The 1,033-nt window shown below is 67.1% G+C and carries 1 protein-coding gene and 1 pseudogene; one reads left to right on the top strand and one right to left on the bottom strand.

Annotation, left to right across the window (positions count from 1 at the left end; all coding sequences use genetic code 11):
• A partial coding sequence (locus LQV45_RS35425) for a cyclase family protein (RefSeq protein WP_230012729.1) occupies positions 1-768 on the top strand: 768 nt, incomplete at its 5' end.
• Between the two features lie 78 nt (positions 769-846).
• Here LQV45_RS35425 and LQV45_RS35420 read toward each other — a convergent pair.
• Positions 847-1,033: pseudogene (locus LQV45_RS35420) on the bottom strand (energy-coupling factor transporter transmembrane protein EcfT); the annotation flags it as partial.

Genomic DNA, 1,033 nt, shown 5'->3' with positions numbered 1-1,033 from the left:
CTCAAGCGCAGCGCCCCTCGTCACACCATCTACTCCTCCCACCCGGCCCACCGGGACGACTACCTGGACGGGTATTACCTCCAGGGATCCACGCAGGTCGACGGGCTCCGGCACCGCCGGGCAGACGACATCGGCTTCTACAACGGCACCCGCGATGACCGGATTACGGAAGGCACCCCGGACCTCGGCATCCAGGAATGGGCTGACAAACCCATCGTCGGCAGGGGAGTGCTCGTCGACCTCGACGGCTACCGCACCGGCGAAGGCACTCCCATTGACCACACAGCAGGTGAGCCCCTCGGGCTTGACCTGATCCAGGCAGCCATCCAGGCCCAATCCCTCACCATCCAGCCGGGCGACATCCTCATGCTCCACACCGGATGGTGTGAATGGTTCCTGGCCCTGACCATGGCGGACAAGCAACAGACCCGGGAGAGCCGCCGCGCCACCGGCATCGCCCAATCACAGGAATTCGTCGCCTGGGCCTGGGACCACCGCCTCGCGCTGATTGCCGCCGACAACTTCGCCCTCGAATGCCTGCCCGTCATTCCCGAAAGCCCCTTTCTGTTATCGGCGCCCAACGACCACGGCATGATGCACCAACAGCTCTTGGCCAAACTCGGCATGCCGCTCGGCGAACTCTGGAAGCTGGGACCCCTCAGCCGACACATGAAGAAGACCGGAACCTGGGACGCCTTCGTCAGCATCAAACCGCTGAACATCACCGGCGGCACCGGGTCACCTGCGAACGCCACCGCAGCGACGTGAGGGCAGGTCCACTGGCTGCGGCCAGGGGAGGGCATGTCCACTGGGTTGGCAGCGGAACCGCGGCCCGGCCATCCGGGCCTAGTCTTCCGGGTCCTCCGGCTCACCCAGCCCACGGGCTGCGAGGGCCTCGCCGGTCTGCCGGGCGAAGGCCACCGTGCTGATGAAGACGGGCAACACAAGGGCCCGCGGGTTGCGTTCGAGTCCGCGCGCCCGGGCCGAGTCGCGCACGTCCGTGTAGGCCCCGGCAACGAACGGGATGCTGCGG

Source organism: Microbacterium sp. Bi128 (assembly GCF_918698205.1).
Note: the sequence above shows the minus strand (reverse complement) of the source record. Positions and strands in the feature narration are given on the sequence as shown.